The sequence below is a fragment of the Haloarcula terrestris genome (genome assembly GCF_031624315.1).
Lineage (GTDB): Archaea > Halobacteriota > Halobacteria > Halobacteriales > Haloarculaceae > Haloarcula > Haloarcula terrestris.
Genome location: NZ_JAMQOM010000004.1, coordinates 485,824 through 502,621 on the forward strand (window position 1 = coordinate 485,824; position 16,798 = coordinate 502,621).

17 protein-coding genes are annotated in these 16,798 nt (G+C 64.1%); 10 read left to right on the top strand and 7 right to left on the bottom strand.

The genetic code is table 11. The annotated features are described in order from the left end of the window. Positions 1–68: 68 nt before the first annotated feature. Positions 69–593, top strand: a complete 525-nt coding sequence (locus tag NDI54_RS12730; protein ID WP_310896812.1) for a hypothetical protein — start codon at positions 69–71, stop codon at positions 591–593. After that, the gene (locus NDI54_RS12735) at positions 590–1,315 is read left to right on the top strand and encodes an RNA methyltransferase (protein ID WP_310896813.1); all 726 of its coding nucleotides are present in this window, start codon (positions 590–592) and stop codon (positions 1,313–1,315) included. The genes NDI54_RS12730 and NDI54_RS12735 overlap by 4 nt, the downstream gene beginning before the upstream one ends. 4 nt (positions 1,316–1,319) lie before the next feature. Here NDI54_RS12735 and NDI54_RS12740 read toward each other — a convergent pair whose 3' ends face one another. Beyond that, positions 1,320–3,794, bottom strand: coding sequence for a bacterio-opsin activator domain-containing protein (locus NDI54_RS12740; protein WP_310896814.1), 2,475 nt, complete (start codon positions 3,792–3,794; stop codon positions 1,320–1,322). 304 nt (positions 3,795–4,098) lie between these two features. Between NDI54_RS12740 and NDI54_RS12745 the strand changes: the two genes are divergently transcribed. Continuing rightward, complete coding sequence (locus NDI54_RS12745; protein ID WP_310896815.1) at positions 4,099–4,596, top strand: HTH domain-containing protein; 498 nt, start codon at positions 4,099–4,101, stop codon at positions 4,594–4,596. Positions 4,597–4,704: 108 nt separating this feature from the next. Next, complete coding sequence (locus NDI54_RS12750; RefSeq protein ID WP_310896816.1) at positions 4,705–5,124, top strand: DUF7344 domain-containing protein; 420 nt, start codon at positions 4,705–4,707, stop codon at positions 5,122–5,124. Here the strand turns inward: NDI54_RS12750 and gatE are convergent. Further along, entirely contained in the window at positions 5,121–6,992 is a 1,872-nt protein-coding gene (gene gatE / locus NDI54_RS12755) for a Glu-tRNA(Gln) amidotransferase subunit GatE (protein ID WP_310896817.1), read from the bottom strand. The two genes, NDI54_RS12750 and gatE, sit on opposite strands and share 4 nt — an antisense overlap. 88 nt (positions 6,993–7,080) lie before the next feature. On the opposite strand from gatE, the gene NDI54_RS12760 reads away from it, so the two are divergent. Further along, positions 7,081–7,878, top strand: a complete 798-nt coding sequence (locus tag NDI54_RS12760; RefSeq protein ID WP_310896818.1) for a hypothetical protein — start codon at positions 7,081–7,083, stop codon at positions 7,876–7,878. Between the two features lie 33 nt (positions 7,879–7,911). Here the strand turns inward: NDI54_RS12760 and NDI54_RS12765 are convergent, their stop codons facing one another. After that, complete coding sequence (locus tag NDI54_RS12765; protein WP_310896819.1) at positions 7,912–8,208, bottom strand: DUF5789 family protein; 297 nt, start codon at positions 8,206–8,208, stop codon at positions 7,912–7,914. A 159-nt stretch (positions 8,209–8,367) separates the two neighbouring features. On the opposite strand from NDI54_RS12765, the gene NDI54_RS12770 reads away from it, so the two are divergent. Next, positions 8,368–8,871, top strand: coding sequence for a GNAT family N-acetyltransferase (locus NDI54_RS12770; protein ID WP_310896820.1), 504 nt, complete (start codon positions 8,368–8,370; stop codon positions 8,869–8,871). 265 nt (positions 8,872–9,136) lie between these two features. Here NDI54_RS12770 and NDI54_RS12775 read toward each other — a convergent pair whose 3' ends face one another. Continuing rightward, positions 9,137–10,543, bottom strand: coding sequence for a class II fumarate hydratase (locus NDI54_RS12775; protein WP_310896821.1), 1,407 nt, complete (start codon positions 10,541–10,543; stop codon positions 9,137–9,139). Between the two features lie 557 nt (positions 10,544–11,100). Between NDI54_RS12775 and NDI54_RS12780 the strand changes: the two genes are divergently transcribed. From NDI54_RS12780 to NDI54_RS12790, 3 genes are read left to right on the top strand one after another with little or no spacing between them, the layout of a single operon-like run. After that, on the top strand, positions 11,101–12,165 hold the full coding sequence (locus tag NDI54_RS12780; RefSeq protein WP_310896822.1) for a carbohydrate ABC transporter permease: 1,065 nt from the start codon (positions 11,101–11,103) through the stop codon (positions 12,163–12,165). Beyond that, positions 12,162–13,091, top strand: a complete 930-nt coding sequence (locus tag NDI54_RS12785; RefSeq protein ID WP_310896823.1) for a carbohydrate ABC transporter permease — start codon at positions 12,162–12,164, stop codon at positions 13,089–13,091. The genes NDI54_RS12780 and NDI54_RS12785 overlap by 4 nt, the downstream gene beginning before the upstream one ends. A gap of 17 nt (positions 13,092–13,108) precedes the next feature. Then, complete coding sequence (locus tag NDI54_RS12790) at positions 13,109–14,245, top strand: ABC transporter ATP-binding protein (RefSeq protein ID WP_310896824.1); 1,137 nt, start codon at positions 13,109–13,111, stop codon at positions 14,243–14,245. An 87-nt stretch (positions 14,246–14,332) separates the two neighbouring features. Here NDI54_RS12790 and fen read toward each other — a convergent pair whose 3' ends face one another. Both fen and NDI54_RS12800 read right to left on the bottom strand, forming a co-directional pair. Further along, on the bottom strand, positions 14,333–15,313 hold the full coding sequence (gene fen / locus NDI54_RS12795; protein ID WP_310896825.1) for a flap endonuclease-1: 981 nt from the start codon (positions 15,311–15,313) through the stop codon (positions 14,333–14,335). Between the two features lie 74 nt (positions 15,314–15,387). After that, positions 15,388–15,936: a GNAT family N-acetyltransferase gene (locus NDI54_RS12800; protein ID WP_310896826.1), complete on the bottom strand. Its 549-nt coding sequence runs from the start codon at positions 15,934–15,936 to the stop codon at positions 15,388–15,390. Between the two features lie 134 nt (positions 15,937–16,070). Between NDI54_RS12800 and NDI54_RS12805 the strand changes: the two genes are divergently transcribed. After that, positions 16,071–16,484 (top strand): DUF3054 domain-containing protein, encoded by a 414-nt coding sequence (locus tag NDI54_RS12805; protein ID WP_310896827.1) that lies wholly within the window; start codon positions 16,071–16,073, stop codon positions 16,482–16,484. A 34-nt stretch (positions 16,485–16,518) separates the two neighbouring features. Here NDI54_RS12805 and NDI54_RS12810 read toward each other — a convergent pair whose 3' ends face one another. Then, positions 16,519–16,686 carry a DUF7331 family protein gene (locus NDI54_RS12810; RefSeq protein WP_310896828.1) on the bottom strand — a complete coding sequence of 56 codons (168 nt, stop codon included), beginning with the start codon at positions 16,684–16,686 and terminating at the stop codon, positions 16,519–16,521. Positions 16,687–16,798: the final 112 nt, after the last annotated feature.

Below are 16,798 nucleotides of genomic sequence, written 5' to 3' on the forward strand. Positions count from 1 at the left end.
CGGACGGCCAGTCATGGCTCGACCGCCATATCGCGCTCTTTTAGTCCGGGACTCCCCCACTTCAGCGTATGAGCAAGGTCAATATCGGGCTACGGGGCTGGCGCTTCGACGAGGACGTGCTCGGATCGGACGGGCGGGTCCGGCCACTCAAGACGATGGAGCCGGAGACCCGCCAGCGGCTGCTGGTGCTTGCAGAGCGAGTCGTCGACCCCTGTGACGCCTGCTGGCTGATTCACGGCGACGCGGACATCGAACAGTGCAACGTCGCCGACGCCATCTACGGGGAGCCGATGGGCGAGGTGGTCGTCTGTTCGGACCACGAGACGGACTTCATCTACTGGTTCCGCGAGGAAGGCGGCGAGGCCTACGCCGGCGACACGGACCTGGCCTCGACCTTCCACGAGTGGTTCGCCGACGGGAACCGCGCCCCCGAGGGGTACGTCGGTCTCGAACACGTCGACGAGGACCCGACAGCGCTGCCGGAAGCACCCGACAGGGACGAGGCGATTCCGGGGCTCGAAGACGAAGTCGAGCAGATGGACGAGGAGGACCTCGACGCGATTGATATGGACCTCAGCGATCTGGACGTATGATCTCGGTCGCCGTCGTCGACGCGGAGACGCCGGGCAACATCGGCACAATCGCCCGGTCGATGAAGAACTTCGGCCTGTCTGAACTACTGCTCGTCGACCCGCCGGAACTCGACCCCGACGGCGAAGCGTACGGCTTCGCCGGGCAGGCCCGCGACGACATCCTCCCGAACGCCCGGACGGTCACGTTCGACGAGATCGCCGAGAACTACCACACCGTCGCCTGTACGGCCACGACGAACGAGGACCCGGCCAACCACGTCCGGTATCCGGCGACGACGCCGGCCGATCTGGCTGACTCACTCCGGGGCGTCGAGGGCGATATCTGCGTCGTCTTCGGCCGCGAGCGCGTGGGGCTCTCGAACGACGAACTCGCGCGGCTGGACGTGATCTGTTCGATCCCGGCCAGCGCGTCGTATCCCGTGTTGAACCTCGGCCAGGCGGCCACCATCGTCCTGTACGAACTCCGTGACCTGACCGTCTCGGAGACCCAGCACCCCGAGGAACTCCACACCCTCGCTGCGAAACCGGCTGTCGAGGGACTGCACGCGGAGTTCGACCGGTTCCTGCGGGCTATCGGCCACCCAGAAGAGAAACAGCACAAGTCCCGACGGCTGTTCCGCCGGGTGCTTGGGCGTGCCCAGCCGACCGGTCGGGAGACCAAGACCCTTCGGGGCCTGTTCCGGCAGGCGCGACAGCGCATCGAGCGCGCCGAAGACGAGTGACAGGTTAGGCAAGCCCCTCGAACCCGGCCTCGGAGTCGAACAGCGCCCCGATGACGGTGTCGTGTGCTCTCCGCAGCCGGTAGTGTAAGGTCGGCGCGGAGATGTCGAGCGTTTCCGCCAACTCTTCGGCGGAACTCTTGCGGGGCCAATCGTAGTAGCCGCGTGCGTAGGCGGTCTTGAGCGCGGCGGCCTGTTTCGGCGTCAGCCGGTCGCGCATCCGCGTCTGGAAGTCCGCGGCCGTCGAGACCGGCTGGTCGAAGTACTGCTTGCTCCGTAGTTCCGTCCCGGGCGCTGTCTCTCTGACCGCTTCGACGACGGCGCGGATGTCAACGTCCGGTGCCAGCTCCGCCGAGAACCGCAGATCTCCGTCGGTTGCGACCGCCCGTGTCACAGCGCCGCCGTAGTCCGCGAGCGTGTCAAGCGGTGACGCGGATATCTCATCGAGTGTGATTTCGAGCAGCGGTTGGCGGTTCTCCGACGCCGTCTCGACGACGGTACAGGACTCGACCGACGGAATCTCGGCGAGCGCTTGACACACCTGTTCGGTGTCCGCACTGCTGACACGGACGTAGTAGAGGCAGTTCTCGGCGCTGGTCGGAACTCGGCGTTCGACGGTAAACGAACAGTCGAGAGCAGCCGACAGTCCGGCGAAGATGCCGTCGGAATCCGGTGTCAGGAACTCCAGCCTGACGGTCGTCGCGGCCAGGAGTGAGCGCTGACTGTGCACGCGCTGGATAGAGAGGGCGATGAGTCGGCCCAGGTCGGCGAGAATGTCGGATTCACGGCAGCCGACTGTGGCCCCGGCGGGCGCGTACACCATCATCACACCGTATGTGGTCTCGCCGGTCGTCAGGGGGACCGCCGCGACGGCGGAGCGGTCCCGGAGTAGCGGGCGGTCGGTGCCGGTGGGTGACTCCGTCGACACGCCGGTGATGTCCTCGACGACCTGGACCTCGCCGGTCTCGATGGCGTCGATCGCGAGACTGTGCTCGGCCGGGGACACGCTGTCCGATGGTGCGACGGCCATACCGGCAGATGCACCCAGTGTCACCGTCGTGGCGCTCTCCCGCGTCCCGGTCCAGACGGCCCGGTACAGGTCCGATTCCGTGAGGTGCGTACACACCGCCGACTCGATTTCCTCGCGGGTCTGGGTGTCCTGTAGCGCCTTGGCGATCTCCCGCCCCAGGACGTTGAGCCGCTGGGCCTGTTCGAGTTCGTCGCGCTGGCGTTCGAGTTCCGTCTGGCGGTCCTTGTGACCGGTGATATCGCGTGCGATGAAGATGGCTGTATCGAGGTCGTACGCGCGGCTTTCGAGGGGCGCGACCCGCGCTTCGAACCACCGGTCCCCCGAGGGTGGCTGTAACTTGTACTCCACGGCCTGGAGTGATCCGGTCCGGAGAGCCGTACGAACCGCCGAAAGCAACGAATCGGCGGTGGTGGCGGGAAACACATCGTGTAGCGTCCGGCCGACAAGCGAATCCGTGTCGTCGACCAGCATCATCGTTTCGGGGTCGGTTAGACAGTCGAGCATCCGCCCTTCCGCGTCGATAATAAAACTGGGGTCAGGGAGGGCGGTGCTCAGGGCGTTGCGTTGCTCTGCGTGGCGTCGCCGTTCGAGTTCGTAGCCCGCCCAGTCCGAGAGCATCCGGACAAACGTCAAGTCCCATTGCGTGAACTCCGTTTCACGTGGCTCTAGCCCGTAAAAACAGAACGTCCCGTACACCGTTCCATCAACGAAGACGGGCGCGCCGATGTAGTTCGCGATCCCCCACTCCGGGTCAGCGAGGTCCGGGGCCTCCGCTTCGACATCGCTGAGTGCGAGTGGCTCACTGTGTTCGACGACGTGTCTGCAGTTCGGGAGTGCATCGATGCTGACCGTGCTGCCAGCCTCTAGATCCGTCGGTGGCGGTGTCGTGATCGCCTCGAACACGTACTCGTCGCCGTGGACCCGGGACAGCGTTCCGAACGAGGTGCCGAGCGTGTCTCGGCCGAGTTCCAGCAACGCGTCGAGTTGTTCTGTGAACGATCGGTCGGCGTCAGTACAGATGTCGTAGGCCGCTTCGAGCGTCGACTCCCGTTGCTTCCGGGCCGTGATATCGATGTGTGCGACGGAGGCGTAGCGCGATCCGTCGGCGGTGAACGGGGCGACATACAGCAGGAACCACCGCTTCGTCGACGGGGAGTGACACGGGTATTCGAGTTCGAACGTGGATCGCTCGTCGTCGAGGACGGCCCTGATACCGTCGGCTGCCCGCCGGGCCGTCGCATCGTCTGCCGCGTCAGCAACGTCGAGGTAGTTCACTCCGAGCGCGTCCGGTGGCATTCGAATTCCGTTTCCCTGACCGAACTCGCTCCATGTCTCGTTCGTCGAGAGAATCACCCCGGCGTCGTCAACGATAGCGAACATAATAGGGACTGTATCGATGGCCGGCCCGTACAGCGCCGCGACATCGTGCCCATCTACGACACTCGGTACCATACAGTTCCTGTGACGGCGAGCCACTTAACGCCCGGCGTTTAGTTGGAATAGTAATATTAATGAATACCGTCAAAAGCGCATAGGAACGCCAGGAAAGAGCCTGAACGTACTTTTCAACGTATTTATGTGCAGTTTTGAATACACAATCGGAAGCCGGCCCACCGTTGTGCGGACACTCTCGGCTATTTACCGACCCGGATATATCACCCGCTCCTCCGATTCGCCGCCGTTCGTTCTAGGGGCCTAGAGAGAGTGCTTAGGGCGGTTACCGGTGTAGCGGTGGACAGGACACCGACACGCCACTATGGATTCCACTGCCAAGCCCGTTCGCGTCGAATTGTTTGTCCGGTCGCTGTGTCCCGTCGACGCGACACAGCGACAGAACCACCTGATCGATCAGTTACAGGCGCTAGAGAACGCGGACCGTATCGACGACCTGTCGATACTGATCTGGGGGAACCGGATCGCACCGTCACTCGCACGGCAGACAGCGGACGGCCGAAACCTGCTGGATCGCCTTGCCATGTTCGAGCGCTGGGAGGGAGACTCCGATGCCTCCCTGGACGCCTTCGACTGGCGACACGCGATGACGAATATGGCCTCCGAGGAGTCGATCACTGTCATCGCGCTGCCGACGGTCGCCCTTGCCGAATACGTCGACGGCGATCTCCACCACGTTGCCCCCTGTACGCGCGATGGGACAGTCCACCGCGTCTCTGACCGCATCACCCGCCTCGCAGAGACCGCACAGCCCACAGACGCAACCGAAGACGAGCGCGTCTCCGTATTGGATCGTCAGTAGCGCCACCCCACAGATGACCGGACAGGCTACATCGCATTGGCACGCGGACAGACGCGCTCGAAACGCCCGCCACCCGCTCGATCCATCCTGTCACAACGCCCGATAAAAATGAACACCCAACAACCCGAGACACAAGAATTGGTTCCGCTAGACGACCGGCTGTCGCTCCTGTCTTCGCGCTATCGCCGGTACCTCCTGTACGCGCTTTCGCAGTACACGACGCCGGTCTCACTAGCAGTGCTGGCGGACACAGTTACCGAAATCGAACACGGAACGCCGGTCGAGAGCTACCGCGACGAGCGACTCGATATCTACACGACCCTCTATCACAATCACCTCCCGCGGCTGGTCGACGCCGGCGTCGTTCAGTACGACCAAGGGGAGGACACGGTCGATATCGGGCCGAACGCACCGGCCCTCGTGCCGCTGCTCGAAACGACACTGGAACACGACCTCTCCGGAGACGGCGACGGTCTGTCACGGGAATCCGTCGAGATGGAGTCCTTAGACGCTGAACGCTCCAGTTAAGCCCGCTTCTGAATCTCCGAGCGCAACACGTCACTGACCGTATCGCCATCGGCCTTGCCACGGAGTGCGCCCATGCACTCGCCCATCAGCGCCGAGAACGCCCCCATGCCCTCCTCGGCGACCTGGTCCGCGTGGCGCTCGACGACTTCGGCGACGGCCTCCTGAACCTCCGACTCGTCGACGCCGCCCAGCCCCTCCTGTTCGACGGCTTCCTCGGCAGTCAGCGACGGGGTCTCTGCGAGCGCCGTCAGCAGGTCTTCCATCCCCTCGCGGGGCACGTCCCCGCCGTCGACCAGCAGGATCGCTTCCCGCAGGTGGTCGTCAGTGAGGTTTTCGACGGACACGTCGTCCCGGCGGAGTTCGGTCAGCGTCGACTCCAGCGTGCCGGCGGCCAGCGTCGGATCGACGCCCTCACCCTCGACCAGGGCCTCGAACAGCGGCCACCGCTGGCCGTAGGCGACCTGTTCGGCGAGGCCGGAGCCGAGGTCGAACTCGCTTTCGTACCGGTCGACCTTCTCCGTGAGCAGTTCCGGCGTCTCGACCTCGGTCACGTCGGGTTCGACCGGTGGCACGTCCGTCTCGGGGTACATCCGCGCCGCGCCGGGAAGCGGGCGGAGGTACCGCGAGGTGGCGTCCTCGTTGGCGTCGCGGGTCTCCTCCGGGACGCCTTCGAGCGCCGTTTCGGCCCGCTCGGCGACGGCCTCGATAGCCAGTTCGGCGGTCTCCGGGTCGTCGGCGACGATGGCGACGGCGTCCTCGGGACCCGCACCAACAGCGTCCCGCAGCGCCTCGACTTCCGCCTCGGTGACGCCGTAGGCAGGCAGTTCGTCGGTGTGGAAGATGCCGCCGGCTCCGTGGCGCTTGGCGTGGTCTGACAGCTCCGTGCCGAGCCGCCTGTCGGGCTGGATTTCACGGCCGACGAGACCGTCGAAGCCAGACAGTAGCAGGCCCTGCACGTCGCCGCCCGCGGAGAGCGCGCCCTCGATGACGCCCGACTCCGTGTCCTCGAACACATCGGTCACGTCCTCTGGCTCGCCGACAACGGCGTCGCGCTCGGCGAGTTCGTTGGCGATGTCAAGCAGTTCGACCTGCCGGCGGACCTCGTTGCGGACGAGGTCGTCGATGTCGTCGAGGCTCTGGACGCCTTTGAGTTCGATTCGCGCGCCATCGGCGATGGAGACGTTCACGTCCTGGCGAATCGTCCCGAGGCCGCGCTTGACTTTCCCGGTCGAGCGGAGGAGCATCCCGATGCGCTCGGCGGCTTCGCGGGCCTGCTCCGGCGACCTGATGTCCGGTTTCGTGCCGATCTCGACCAGCGGGATGCCAAGTCGGTCCAGCGAGAAGCGGACGCCGTCTTCGGTCTCCTCGACGCGCTGGCAGGACTCCTCCTCCAGCAGCATGTCCTCGATACCGACCGGGCCGTCGCTGGTCTCGATGGCCCCATCGTTGGCGACCAGCATGGAGCGCTGGAACCCCGTCGTGTTCGACCCGTCGACGACTATTTTCCGCATCACATTCACCTGGTCGACGACGGACATATCCAGTAGCTGGGCGATTTCGAGCGTCGTCTCCATCGCCTCGCGGTCGACGCGGTGGGGCGGCTCGTCGTCCTCCTCGACGAGACAGGTCGTGTCGTAGGCCAGGTACTCGAACTCCCGGTCGACCATGCTCTCCTCCAGTGCCGCCTCGTCTATCTCCCCGAGTTCGCTCTTGGTGGGATGGAGATAGCGGGTAAAGGAGCGATTGCTCTCCTCGGGTTCGCGGATCGTCGTCGGACAGTCACAGAACAGCTTCGTCGCGGTGTCGAGTTGCTGGTGGATCTCCAGGCCGGCAACGAGCCCCAGCTCCTCGTAGTCGTACTCGGTCATTGTCGAGGTGTCCGGGACCGGGGGCCAAAAAACGCACCCTTCCCGCGCTCGTCGCCGCGCTTTTGCCGGTCTACTCCTCACTGTCCGTATGCGCTGGCTGTGGATGGTCGCCGTCGTCGTTCTCCTGTCGACAGCCGGCTGTAACGCCTTCGTCGGCGCTGACACCGCAGCCCGTGGCACTGTCACGCCGGCCCCGGTTCCGACTGCGGCGGAGCCGGCCACGCCAGCCACCCCCGACCCGCCCCCCGGCGTTACCACGGACGGTCTCAGTCACGTGGCCATCCTCTCCGCTGCCCACCAACAGGCGGTCAACGGCACCAGCTACACGCTGAACGAGCGGTACAACGAGTTCAACACCGGGCGAAACGACACCAGTTCCGTCCGGCGAACCGAGACCATCGCGGTCGCATCGCCGACGCGCTATCGGGACGAGATGGTTCGAATGACCACCGGCGCGAACGGGACCGTCGAGCGGTACGAACAGTCGACCTTCGCCGACGGCACCAACTGGTACGAACGCCGTGACAACGGCACTGTCGAGCGCCAGCGCGGCACGGTCCGCTTTGGCGGTGACAAGTACGCATACAGGACGACGTTCTACCTGAACCGCTACGCCGTGGTGAACCGGAGTTCCACGACCGTCGTCACCAGAAACGGCAGTCGGCTGTATCGGATTCGGGGCTCCGGCGGCGAGATCCCGACGGCGGAACGGCTGGAAGCGTATCGCGTCGAACTGCTGGTCGAACCCGACGGTTTCGTCCGTCAGTTCGACGTTCGGTACCGCACCGAGGACCGTGTCGTGGAGTACCGGTTCTGGTACGAGCGCGTCGGTGAGACCACCGCTACTCGACCGGCGTGGCTGAACGAAACCGCGCCGGGGAACTGACCCGGACCACGGCAAGCACTGGCAGGCATCGCGTCACAGCCTGTCGCTCTCGATGCGAACCTCGTCGGTCCCGGCGGTGCTGCCGGCCCGGTCGTCGTAGTATTTCCGGCCGATGAAGTTGTCGTCGAGGTTCCCCACGAGCGAGTTGTACAGCCCCTCTGAGCTCTCGTATTTCGTTTCGCCGGTCCGGTTTAATACCTCACTCACTCGGACGGAGTCACCGTTCTGGGCGACCAGTTTGACATCGCCGAGTTGCTGGACGACAGTCGTGTGGTCGGCGGGGAAATCACAGGCCTGGTCGAACAGCTGCAACGTCTCGGAGTAGCGCATCGGTGTCGTATCTCTCGAATACATAATTAAAAAAGATTATGAATGTGTTCTGTACGGTCGTCGGTTTTGCCCGCTCCAATCGATCACAGGATCAACACCTGATAATTCAGTTCTTTCAGTCGGAGAAAACATATCACAGACTGTGCTGTATGTTTTCATATGCCAACCCGAGCGGCAACTCCGGACGACGTGCCGGCCATCAATAGAATCGCGACGGCGGCCTGGGAAACGGACTATCCGGATATTCTCTCCCGAGAGACTGTCAAAGACGGTGTCAGCGACTGGTACGCCACAGAGCAGCTCGAATCGGAACTGGTCGAACCGCAGACGCTCCTGTTGGTGTCTGAACGGGGCGGGTCCATCGTGGGGTTCATCCACGCGACGTGGACGAACGCCGAAAGCGAGGGGTACATTCTCCGTCTCTATACGCATCCGGACCATCGTCGGCAGGGGGTCGGCCGGTCCCTGTTAGAGCGGACCTGTGCGGACCTGTTCGAGCGTGGTGTCGACCGCATTAACGCGATGGTCCTCTCGGCGAACGAGCCCGGCGTCGAGTTTTACGAACGGTTCGGGTTCCGGTTCGCCGACGAGAGCGAGACCGATATCGGCGGCGAGCGCTACCCCGAGAGCCGGTACGTCCTCGACGACGAGTCACAGGGTTGAGACTGTCACCTGTCGGCTATCGGGTGTCATTCTTGACTGCCGGCTCAGGAGAGATGCGTGATGAAATGCGGCGAGGGCGGCTGCCTGCCCGTGCGTCACTCCGTCCCCCGTCGTCGCGGCAATACCGCCCGACTGCCTGCGGGACCGTCGGTCCCGCTCCGCTCGCATTTTCGAGGAAGCTCCCTGCTCACGGCTCCGTCCGTCGCCGTTCGCATTTCCGAGGGCCGCTCCTTACGGTCGCGCCCCTCGCTTCGCTCAGCCTTCGCTACTCCTCGCCCAAAATTCCGCGCTTCGTCATCTTCTCGGGGTCGAGCACGTCGTCGACCTCGTCCTCGTCGAGGTAGCCTTCTTCGAGGACGACCTCACGGATGGTCTTCTCTTCGGCGAGGGCCTTCTTGGCGACCTTCGAGGCCTTGTCGTAGCCGATAGCGGGATTGAGCGCCGTCGCCAGTGCCATGCTCTGCTCGACGCGCTCGGCGCAGTACTCGGCGTCGGCCTCAAGCTTGGCGACGAACTTCTCGCCGAACACGGCACTGCTGTTGGCGATGAGCTTGGCCGACTGCAGGAAGTTCGAGGCCAGCACGGGCTTGTAGAGGTTCAGGTCGATCTGGCCCTCCGCCGCGCCGGCCGAGACCGCGGCGTCGTTGCCGACGACCTGCTTGTGGACCTGATTGACCGCCTCGGCGACGACGGGGTTGATCTTCCCGGGCATGATCGAGGAGCCGGGCTGGTTCTCCGGCTGGTCGATCTCGCCGAGACCGTTTCGGGGGCCGGAGGCGAGCAGTCGGAGGTCGTTGGCGATCTTGTTCAACGAGCCCGCGACCGTCCGGAGCGCGCCGTGGGCCTCGGACATCGCGTCGTGGGCGGCCTGGGCTTCGAAGTGGTTGTCGGCCTCGCGGAAGTCGAGGTCCGTCTCTTCGCTGATGTACTCGGCGGCCTTCGCCGGGAACTCGGGGTGGGTGTTCAGGCCGGTCCCGACCGCGGTTCCGCCGAGCGCGAGTTCGGCGAGGCGACCGTGGGTGTCCTGCACGCGGGAGATGCCTTTCTCGACCTGTGTCCGGTAGCCCGAGAACTCCTGGCCCAGCGTCACCGGCGTCGCGTCCTGGAGGTGGGTTCGCCCGGTTTTGACCACGTTGTCGAACTCGTCTTCCTTGGCCTTGAGTTCGTCACGCAGCGTCTTCAGGCCCGGAATCACGTCCTTCTCGACGGCCTCCAGCGAGGCGACGTGCATCGCCGTCGGGATCACGTCGTTGCTGGACTGGCCGAAGTTGACGTGGTCGTTCGGATGGATCTCGCGGGTCCCGATGTCGCCGCCGTACAGCTCCGTGGCACGGTTCGAGATGACCTCGTTTGCGTTCATGTTCGAGGACGTGCCCGATCCGGTCTGGAACACGTCGACGGGGAACTGGTTGTCGTGTTCGCCGGCGATGACCTCGTCGGCGGCCTCGACGATACAGTCGGCCTTGTCCGCTGGGATCGTTTCGAGGTCACGGTTGGCCTGTGCGGCCGCCTTCTTGACGACGCCCAGCGCACGGATGAACCGCCGCCCGAAGGTCACGTCGCTGATCGGGAAGTTCTCGACGGCGCGCTGCGTCTGGGCCCCCCAGTACGCGTCGGCTGGCACCTGCATCTCACCGAGGCTGTCCTGCTCTGTCCGGTACTCGTCGGTCATACGTCCGGGGGGTGGTTCGCCCCGTCGTAAAACCCACCGGTACGAGTCGGGGCACCACTCGGCACAGATCTGTGGCTGTCGGGACAGTCACCGCGAAACGCGGCCGAAAGACGGAGACCGGGCGCTCAGAACCCCTGACCTGGATAAACGTGTATTATCATTCGGAAATATTAAGTAGAATCTCTTTCCACTTACCATGAGTTCGACGCCACAGAGACGTTCATGACTGCTGCCCCACGATGCCCGATGACGGCGGTGTGTTGCTGCCGTCGTCGGCGGTCGGGGGCCGATGGGACACCGACGGACGTGACACACCGCGAACGCTCGCAGCCGGTGTACCCGCCGCGTTGCAACCACTCGCCCGCTCGGCACGACGACGGGATGGCACACCCGTCACGCCGGCGTCGCCGCCACGACCGTCAGCCTGTGTTGGTGCGACAGGCTGGGCCGGATCGACACGGCTGGCGCGCGTGCGGGCTGGCGAGTTTATGTGACTGACGACACATCCGTCGGGACGATGGACGGCGAACTCACGTCGGCGAACGACTGACACAACCATGCGCGAGATACTCAGCAGACTCCTCGCCACCGGGGGTAGGCTCCGGTCGGCGGTATCGAGAGACGAATCGGACGGTAAGCAACTGGCAACGGACGGGGGTGCGACGGTGGAGACGACCCGGGGCGACTCGCTCCGGAACTCGCTCCCGATCGAATGGGAGCTCGTCGAATCAGCCCCGTTCTGGCTCCCGCCAGTCCTGTTTGCGGGCTTTTTCGTCTACGGCGCTATCGCCTGGAACTTCCTCCTGTCGCTGACTGATTACAACGGTCTGGGCGGCGCACAGTACGAGACCTTCGATTTCAGCATGTACACCCGCATGCTGAACGACGGGACGTTCTGGCAGGCGGCACAGAACACAGTGGTGTTACTGGTCGTGTTCACCGTCCTCTGTCTGGCACTTGGCCTGCTTGTCGCCATCCTCATCGACCAGCAGATACGCTTTGAGAACACGTTCCGAACGATCTACCTGCTGCCGATGAGCCTCTCGTTCGTCGTTACGGCGACGATGTGGGCGTGGGTGTATAACGCCCGTAACGGCGTGCTCAACCAGCTTTTCCGGCTATTCAATCTCGAAGGGGCGCTCGTGGCGCTGCTTCGCCCGGCGGGAGTCAACGCCGAAGTAATTCAGTGGCTCTCCTGGAATACGACCGCCCTGGCGGCGGTCATCTTCGCGCTCATCTGGCAGTTCAGCGGCTACGCGATGGTCGTCTTCCTCGCCGGCCTCCGGGCGATCCCGACTGAACACTACGAGGCCGCGCGGGTCGACGGTGCGTCGACGGTTCGTCTGTACGCGCGGGTCATCATCCCGCAGCTTCGCGCCTCCGCGGTGTCGGCGTCGGTGGTGCTGATGGTGTTCGCGCTGAAAGCGTTCGACTTCATCTACGCGCTCCGTGGCTCACAGCCGGGGGCGAACATGGACATTCTGGCGACAATGATGTATCGGGTCGCGTTCGACAGCCTCCAGTGGGCGTACGGGTCGGCCGTCGCTATCGTGCTGTTTGCCCTCGCACTGCTGGTCATCGGACCGTACCTCTACAGCGAATACCGACGGGGTGAACTATGAGTATTAGAGACGGCGATTTCATCGAGGAACTCCGCAGTACAGAAAACAGCCGTATCGGGCTGTACGCCCTGTTGCTGGCCGGCATCGTCTTCTACCTCTTCCCGGTGGAGACGGCCGTGATGACGATGTTCAAGACCGAGAGCGCGTTCGCCCGGACGCTCCCGTTCGCGCCGCCGGGCGCTGACGGCTTCACGCTCGAAGCCCTCGCCACCGCCTGGAACACGCTCCGACCGGGACTCCTGAACTCGCTGCTGATGGCGATTCCCGCAACGATTGTGTCGGCGCTGCTGGGCAGTATGACCGCGTACGGACTGACGACGATCAGCTGGCGCGGGCAGGTCGGCGTGGTCGTCCTCATTATCGCGGGCATCTTCATCCCCTACCAGGCCGTGCTGGTCCCGCTGGCACAGTTCTGGTTCCAGGTGCTTCCCGGACTGCTCGAGGGGTTCATCAACACCCTCTTTGGCTTCATTACGGGCGGTAACTGGCAGTACCCGAGCCGCAACGGCTACGTGCAGTTGCTCCAACTGTCGATTACCCACGCGGCGTACGGGATTCCGATCTGTACGCTGCTGTTCCGGTCGTACTATCAGAGCATCTCCGAGGAGATGATCGAGGCCGCTCGCCTCGACGGCGCGAGCGCGTTCAGTATCTATCGCAACATCATTCTCCCGCTGTCGCTGCCGATGTTCGCGGTGACGCTGATCTACCAGTTCACGCAGGTGTACAACGACCTGCTGTTCGCGCTGGTGCTCATCAACGAACCGGCCTCGCAGGTGGCGACCCAGCGCCTTGCGGCGCTTACTGGCGGGGTCGTCCAGTCGTTCAACACCACGATGGCAGGGGCCATCGTCGCAGCACTGCCGACGCTGCTCGTCTACATCGTGTTCGGCGAACAGTTCGCGAAAGGCGTCGCTGGAGAGTAATCACGGAGGTATTCACAATGGCACAACTCACACTGGACGAGGTAACGAAGACGTTCCAAGACGACGACGGCGAGATTGTCGCGGTTGATAAGGTATCGGTCGACATCGAGGACGGCGAGTTCCTCTGTGTCGTCGGCCCATCGGGCTGTGGGAAATCGACGACGCTGCGGATGATCGCCGGGCTCGAAGACATCACGAGCGGCGAGATTCGGCTGGACGGACAGATCATCAACGACCAGCCGCCGGCCCGCCGGAACGTGGCGATGGTGTTCCAGTCCTACGCCCTGTACCCCCACATGACCGTGCGGGAGAACATGGCCTTCGGGCTGGAGGAGTCGACCGACATGCCCGACGACGAGATCAACGAGCGCGTCGAACAGGCCTGCAAGGACATGGGCATCTTCGAGCTTATCGACCGCAAGCCGGGCGAACTCTCCGGCGGCCAGCAACAGCGTGTCGCCCTGGGCCGTGCTATCGTCCGGGACCCCGAAGTGTTCCTGATGGACGAGCCGCTGGCGAACCTCGACGCGAAGCTCAAAGCCGAGATGCGGACCGAACTCCAGGAGCTCCAGCAGGACCTCGACGTGACGACGGTGTACGTCACCCACGACCAGACGGAGGCGATGACGATGTCCGACCGCATCGCCATCCTCAACGACGGCGTCCTCCAGCAGTGTGCGACGCCCCTGGAGTGTTACCACGAGCCGAACAACCTCTTCGTCGCCGGCTTCATCGGCGAGCCGTCGATGAACTTCTTCCCGATGACCCTGGACGGGTCGACGCTCCGTGGCGACTGGTTCGAGTACGAACTCAGTGACGAGACGGTCGCCGCAGTCGAGGGGACGAGCGACATCACGCTTGGCATCCGGCCCGAAGACATCGAGTTCGTTCAGGGCGACGGCCCCAACGTATTCGATTCGACGGTCCACGTCGTCGAGCCGCGCGGGAACGAGAACACGGCCCACCTGCAGTTCGACGAGTCGATGGACGACCAGTTCATCGCGACGGTCGGCGGAATGAAACAGCTCAAGGCCGGCCAGCGCGTCAAAGTCCGAATTCCCGAAAACGCGGTCCACCTCTTCGACACGGCCAGCGGCGAGGCAATTCGGAACCGCAAGCTCGACGAGATCGAAACGGTCGAATCGGTCGTTTAGATCGGTCGTAGCGCAGGCTTTTTCGACGGTCCGTTTTCGCCGCCGCTGTTGGTCACTGATCAACGGGTCTGACCCGTGACAGCGCCGTCAGGCCCAGCGGTCCAGACCGGTCTGGACGACCGACTCGTCGATGCGTTCGAAGCCGCGAGCGACTTCGTCGGCGTCGACTTCCCACTGCTCGGTGACGAACGCGCGGGCGGCATCGAGGTCCGGTTCGATGCTGTCGGGAATCTCGTAGTCGTCGGTGGCCGCCGGGTCCAGAAACAGGTCCCGGATGCGGTCGGCGTGGTCGATGTGTTCGTCGCGGGCCGCAAGCACGGCGTAGAGGTCGCCGTGTTCGTGGAGTTCTTTGACGGCGGTCTTGGGGCCGATACCCGAGATGCCCTCGTTGAAGTCCGTCCCCATCAGGATGGCGGCGTCGACCAGTTGCTCCCAGGTGAGATCGTGGTTCTCGAGCGTGGCCTCGAATTCCATCAGTTCGGGGTCACCCTTCGACGTAATCTGGCGGAGCGTCATTGGCGCGCCGAACAACAGTGCGTCGTAGTCCTCGGTCCCGACGTAGTCCACGTCGCCGCGGCGGGCCATCACCGACGCCTGGCCCTCACCTTCCGCCGGAGCGTCGACAATGGGTACGTCGAGCAGTTCCAGCAGGTCCCGCGTCGTGTCGACGATGGTGTCGGTCAGGCGCTGCGTTCGGGAGTCCAGTTTCGCCACGCGGGTCGAATCGCCCGCTTCGCGGGCTGCCTCCAGTTCGGACTCGTATTTCTCGCGTTGCTCGCGGCGCTTCTCGACCTCATCGTCCTTGAGGTCGGTGACCGCGCCGTCGAAGACGAACACTGGGGTCATGTCGTGCTCGAAGAACTTCGGTAGCCCCTGGATAACGCCGATGAGGTTCGCCACCTCCGCGCCGTCGCTGGTGGTGTATTTCGACTCGCTGGTGAACTTCACCGTCGTCGTCAGATAGCGATAGAGCCAGTTGTGGGCGTCCACAGCGACGACGCTCCCGCCGAGGTCGTCGAACGACACGTCCGACAAGGCCGCAAGCGACCGCAAATCAGCGTTTCCCATTGACAGCGCTTCGGCCGACAGCCGCTTGAATCCCTCGGACCGTGGGGCACCACGTCGACGCACGGTCCGGGAGTTCAGTCGGTCCCTGCGGGTGGCTGCTCGGCCCAGTCATCCAGAACCGACGGCGGCTCGGCCCCAGTCTTCGCGTCGAGGAACGAGTCCTCCTCGGACGAGAGGTCACGCTCCCGAAACAGGTCCAGTCCAGCCTGATACCGGTCGGGACTGCGGTCCCCGGGCCAGACGAGCTCGAGTTCCGCCATCCCGGACTCCGCGCCGCTGAAGCAGAATCCGGCCCGGTAGGCGGCCTGATAGGAAAAGGGGTTGTTGACACCGATTGAGACGCGCTCGAAGCCCCGTTCCGTGGCCTGCTCCCGAACGAACCGGAGGAGGCGAGCGCCGAGGCGGTCGCCCTGCCGGTCCTGCCGAACTGTGATATACCGGACACAGAGGGTATCGGGGTCAGTCCGGTCGGCGTCGAACGCGGCCGCGGCTACCACGCCGTCGTCGCCGACGACGGCCTTCCCGGTCGCGGTCATCACGAACTTGCCCGCGTACGCGAACTGCTCGTGGTCCAGCCGGAGCCGGTGTCCCTCCTCGGGCCAGCCGAGCAGTGAGAACTCCATAGTCCAACCGAATAGGTCGAACACCGTAATCGGTGGTGGTCTGTCTCGCGTCGCTACCGTAGGCCAGGGGGCACAACCGACCACAGTGTCACCGAATCCGGGAGAGCGAAGTGTCCGGAGCCGGAACGGTCTGTATGAGCGTCTCGACGGTGGGGAACGGTCGTATCGAACTGTCCGCCCGGACGGCGCTGGTGGCCGTCGGCGACCTGTTGGCGATCGCGCTGTTCGTCGGCGTCGGCGAGGTGACCCACGGTATCAATCCAATCCTCAATCCCGGCCGGTTCGCTGGGACGCTGACGCCGTTTTATATCGGCTGGCTCCTTGTCGCGGGACTCGGCGGCCTCTACACCGCCGGTGCGACCGAAACGGTGCGGGCAGCGGTCGGCCGCGCTATCGTCGGGTGGGTACTGGCGGTTGTGATCGCACAGGGACTCCGGTCGACAGCGGTGTTCCCCGGCAATGCCGCAGTGACCTTCGCGCTCGTCTCTGTGATCGTCGGTGGAACGTTGCTGATGCTCTGGCGCGGTGCAGTCGCACTCGCAAAATAAGGGTCTGCAACGTGGGCGCAGTGTCCGTGACGGACTATCGCATGCTGTCGACTTCAAGCGACTCTGTGGACTGGATCCACGCTTGGTGGTTCTCCCGGTCGTAGATTACGAACTCCTCGTCGCCGATGTTCAGTTCGGCGTATCGTCGTTCTTGATCGTCGGTCGCGGCGCCCGTCGTGTTGTCCGTTGCGTTCGTGCTCATTGTCTCGGTTGGAAGTCGGCGTTACCGTCTTTCTCCGGCTCAACGTATCCCGGCACACCTAATAAGCGCACGGACCCAGTTATCACCGGAGAAAATAGGAGCCATTAGCACT